General features: G+C 66.8%; 3 protein-coding genes. All 3 read right to left on the bottom strand.

Annotated features, from left to right (window positions below; genetic code table 11):
• A partial coding sequence (locus tag A5740_RS09210; RefSeq protein WP_076193364.1) for a pitrilysin family protein occupies positions 1-1,264 on the bottom strand: 1,264 nt, incomplete at its 3' end.
• Between the two features lie 29 nt (positions 1,265-1,293).
• Complete coding sequence (locus A5740_RS09205) at positions 1,294-3,573, bottom strand: polyribonucleotide nucleotidyltransferase (protein WP_076193363.1); 2,280 nt, start codon at positions 3,571-3,573, stop codon at positions 1,294-1,296.
• A gap of 304 nt (positions 3,574-3,877) precedes the next feature.
• The gene (locus A5740_RS09200) at positions 3,878-4,285 is read right to left on the bottom strand and encodes a hypothetical protein (protein ID WP_076193361.1); all 408 of its coding nucleotides are present in this window, start codon (positions 4,283-4,285) and stop codon (positions 3,878-3,880) included.
• Positions 4,286-4,428 lie beyond the last annotated feature (143 nt).

The raw sequence follows: 4,428 nt of genomic DNA, 5'->3' as shown, positions 1-4,428 counted from the left end.
GCGGCAGCGTCTTTTTCGATCGGTACGGACCAAGCACCGCGGCACCGTAGTCGCGAGTCAGCAACTGGTGCGCCACGGCGTTGACCTCGTCGAGGGTGACGGCTTCGATCTGGGCCAGCGTGTGATCGATCGTGCGGTGTTCACCGTAGTTGAGCTCGCTGCGTCCGATCCGGTGCATGCGGGATCCGGAATCTTCCAGGCCGAGTACCAGACCGCCCCGCAACGAGCCCTTGGCGATCCGGCACTCATCGGCGGTGATGCCGTCGCGGGCAACACCTTCCAGCACGTCGGTGGTCACCCGGACCACCTCGTCGAACCGTTCCGGCTGACATCCCGCATACACCGAGAGAGCCCCGCTGTCGGCAAAGGTGTCCACCGTCGAGTACACGGAGTAGGCCAGGCCGCGGGATTCGCGGATCTGCTGGAACAGACGGGAACTCAGGCCACCGCCCAGCGCGGTGTTGAGCACCGACAGCGCCCAGCGATGTTCCCAGTGCCGGCCGGGGGTGCGAACCCCCAGCGACACATGGGACTGCTCCCCGTCGCGGTCGACCACGAGCAACGACGGCTTGCCGCCGACGCGCCCCGCGCCCTTACGTGGAGCCACCGCGCTGCGTCCGGCTTCCAGTCGCGGACCGAAATGCTCGCGCACCAACGACAGCACCACGTCGTGATCGATATTGCCCGCCACCGCCACGATCATTCGTTCGGGCGTGTAGCGGCGGACGTGGAACGAGTGCAACTGTGCACGCGTCATCGTCTCGATCGACTCGACGCTGCCGATCACCGGACGTCCCACCGGGTGATCACCGAACATCGCCGACAGGAAGACGTCGCCGAGGCTGTCCTCGGGGTCGTCGTCGCGCATGGCGATCTCTTCGAGGACGACGTCGCGTTCCACCTCGACATCCTCGGTGGCACAACGCCCCCGCAGCACGACGTCGGCCACGAGGTCGACTGCGAGCTCCAGGTCGGTATCGAGCACATGCGCGTAATAGCACGTGTGCTCGCGCGTGGTGAAGGCGTTCAGCTCACCACCGACGGCATCGACGGCCTGCGCGATGTCGACGGCGCTGCGGGTCGGGGTGGCCTTGAACAGCAGGTGCTCCAGGAAGTGGGCGGCACCCGCGACGCTTCGTCCTTCGTCGCGGGAACCGACTCCCACCCAGACCCCGACCGATGCCGAACGCACCGACGGGATGTACTCAGTGACCACCCGGAGTCCGCCGGGCAGATCCGTCCGGCGGACATGTGCGGTGTTCAGTGCAGACGCCTTGTGTCGAGCTGAGGCGATCAGGACTCGGCAGCAGCGGCGTCGGCCGTGGCCGGAGCGCCATCAGCAGGCGCCTCGGCGTCGGCCGGAGCCGTGCCCTCTGCCTGATCTTCCGAGACCAGCACCAGCGAGATCTTGCCGCGGTTGTCGATGTCGGCGATCTCCACACGCAGCTTGTCGCCGACCTTCACCACGTCTTCGACCTTGGCGATGCGCTTGCCGCGGCCCAGCTTGGAGATGTGGACCAGGCCGTCCCGCCCCGGCAGCAGTGACACGAACGCACCGAAGTCGGTGGTCTTGACGACGGTGCCGAGGAAGCGCTCACCGATCTTCGGCAGCTGCGGGTTGGCGATCGCGTTGATCTTGTCGATCGCGGCCTGGGCGGACAACCCGTCGGCCGCGCCCACGAACACCGTGCCGTCGTCCTCGATCGAGATCTGGGCGCCGGTCTCCTCGGTGATCGAGTTGATCATCTTGCCCTTGGGCCCGATGACCTCGCCGATCTTGTCGACCGGAACCTTGATCGTGGTGATCCGCGGTGCGTAGGGGCTCATCTCGTCGGGAGCGTCGATGGCCTCGGCCATCACCTCGAGGATGGTCAGACGGGCGTCCTTGGCCTGAGCCAGCGCACCGGCCAGCACCTTGGAGGGGATGCCGTCGAGCTTGGTGTCGAGCTGCAGGGCGGTGACGAAGTCCTTCGTGCCTGCGCACTTGAAGTCCATGTCGCCGAAGGCATCCTCGGCACCGAGGATGTCGGTGAGCGTCACGTAGCGGGTTTCACCCTCGACCTGGTCGGAGACCAGGCCCATGGCGATACCGGCCACCGGCGCCTTCAGCGGCACACCGGCGTTCAGCAGCGACAGGGTCGAAGCACAGACCGAGCCCATCGAGGTGGATCCGTTGGAGCCCAACGCCTCCGACACCTGACGGATGGCGTAGGGGAATTCCTCCACGCTGGGCAGCACCGGCACCAGGGCCCGCTCGGCCAGCGCACCGTGGCCGATCTCGCGACGCTTGGGCGAACCGACGCGGCCGGTCTCACCGGTCGAATACGGCGGGAAGTTGTAGTGGTGCATGTAGCGCTTGGTGGTCTCGGGTCCCAGCGAGTCGATCTGTTGGGCCATCTTGATCATGTCCAGCGTGGTGACACCCATGATCTGGGTTTCGCCGCGCTCGAACAGCGCGCTGCCGTGGGCCCGCGGGATCACGGCGACCTCGGCCGACAGGGCCCGGATGTCGGTGATACCACGGCCGTCGATGCGGAAGTGGTCGGTCAGGATGCGCTGGCGCACAAGCTTTTTGGTCAGCGAACGGAACGCCGCGCCGATTTCCTTCTCGCGCCCGGCGTAGGTCTCAGAAGACCCCGTGAGGCGCTCCAAGACTTCCACCTTGATCTCGTTGGTGCGGTCATCGCGCTCGTGCTTGCCCGCGATGGTCAGCGCCTCGGACAGCGCGTCGGTGGCCACCGCGGCCACCGCGCCGTAGACGTCTTCCTCGTAATCGGGGAACACCGGGTACTCGCCGGCCGGCTTGGCGGCCTTCTCGGCCAGCGCCTGCTGGGCGGTGCACAGCTCTTTGATGAACGGCTTGGCCGCTTCCAGTCCCTCGGCGACGATGGCCTCGGTGGGAGCCTGCGCGCCGCCGGCGACCAGGTCGATGACGTTGTCGGTGGCCTCGGCCTCGACCATCATGATCGCCACATCGCCGTCTTCGAGGACACGGCCGGCCACGACCATGTCGAACACGGCCCGCTCGAGTTGCTCGACGGTCGGGAAGGCGACCCACTGGCCGTCAATGAGGGCGACGCGGGTGCCGCCGACGGGGCCGGAGAACGGCAGGCCGGCCAGCTGGGTCGACGCCGAGGCGGCGTTGATGGCCAGCACGTCGTACAGATCCTTGGGATCCAGGCTCAGCACGGTCACCACGACCTGGATCTCGTTACGCAGGCCGTCGACGAACGACGGGCGCAGCGGACGGTCGATCAGACGACAGGTCAGGATCGCGTCGGTCGAGGGACGGCCCTCACGACGGAAGAACGAACCGGGGATGCGACCGGCGGCGTACATGCGCTCCTCGACATCCACCGTCAGCGGGAAGAAGTCGAAGTGATCCTTGGGGTTTTTGCTGGCGGTGGTCGCGCTCAGCAGCATGGTCTCGTCGTCGAGGTAGGCGACGACGGAGCCGGCGGCCTGCTGGGCCAGCCGTCCGGTTTCGAAACGGATGGTGCGGGTGCCGAAGCTCCCGTTGTCGAGGGTTGCGGTGGATTCGAACACACCGTCTTCAAGTTCAACTACAGACATAGAGTCCGTTGGCCTCTTTCGAATTCATTCAACTGTTTCGCGTCGTCACGCCGGCGATACGCCGCGGGGCCTCGACACGGCTACGGCCGTCGATCGAAGCGGCCGGATGACCCCCAGGGACAGACCCTGTGGCCGGGGTTCCGGCAGCCACTACCGAAGACCGCCCGAGTCGGCGGGCCCGATATGACTCGCAGGGACAACCTCCGCGGAGCGCGGATGTCGCACCTGGTGTTCAGCGCAGACTTCAGCCACTGAACGCCCTCATGTTACACGGGAGCAACGGCCCGACAGCCATGCGTGCCAGCTAGGACACGTCCTCCACGCACACGGTGAATTGGCGTTCGGAGTAGGCGTAGCCGACTCCGCTGGCGCATTGATCGACGTTCGACACGCCGCGCAGAACCTCGGTGGCCCGTTGTCGGTGCGGCGCAGAAGAATCCGCGCAATCGACCCGGTAGGGATCAGCGCCGTTGTCAGGGTCGATGTTCATGCATCCCCCGGCGATCCAGTCGATGTCCAGACACAGCGTCTGAGTCTCGTCGCTGAACGCGCTGTGCACCGAGTAGTAAGTGTCCACGTCGATCGGACACTGCGCACTGTCGGTGACGGTGGAGACCACCTTGTAATTGGAGGCGTCGCTGTCGCACTCCGCCCGGTTCGCCTCCGGACGCTCGAATGTACCGCTCATCTGCAGGCAGTCCCCGGCCTTCATGTCCGCAGCCGCCGCCGACGAACATGCGGTCAGAACGCCGACCAGGCCGGTGAAAAGTATCGCGGGGGGGCGGCGCCCGCGGCGCCGCCGCGAGCGGGGGGAGCGCGCGGCGGCGCCGCGGGCCCCCCCCCCCGCGGAGAGGA

This window comes from Mycobacterium sp. GA-1841 (genome assembly GCF_001954135.1).
GTDB lineage: Bacteria > Actinomycetota > Actinomycetes > Mycobacteriales > Mycobacteriaceae > Mycobacterium.
This window is presented reverse-complemented; position numbering and strand designations above follow the sequence as displayed.

What these genes read in the sequence shown, in the direction of transcription:
- A5740_RS09205 (WP_076193363.1), bottom strand. Translation starts at nt 3,573, where the DNA reads ATGTCTGTAGTTGAACTTGAAGACGGTGTGTTCGAATCCACCGCAACC.
- A5740_RS09200 (WP_076193361.1), bottom strand. Translation starts at nt 4,285, where the DNA reads ATGAAGGCCGGGGACTGCCTGCAGATGAGCGGTACATTCGAGCGTCCG.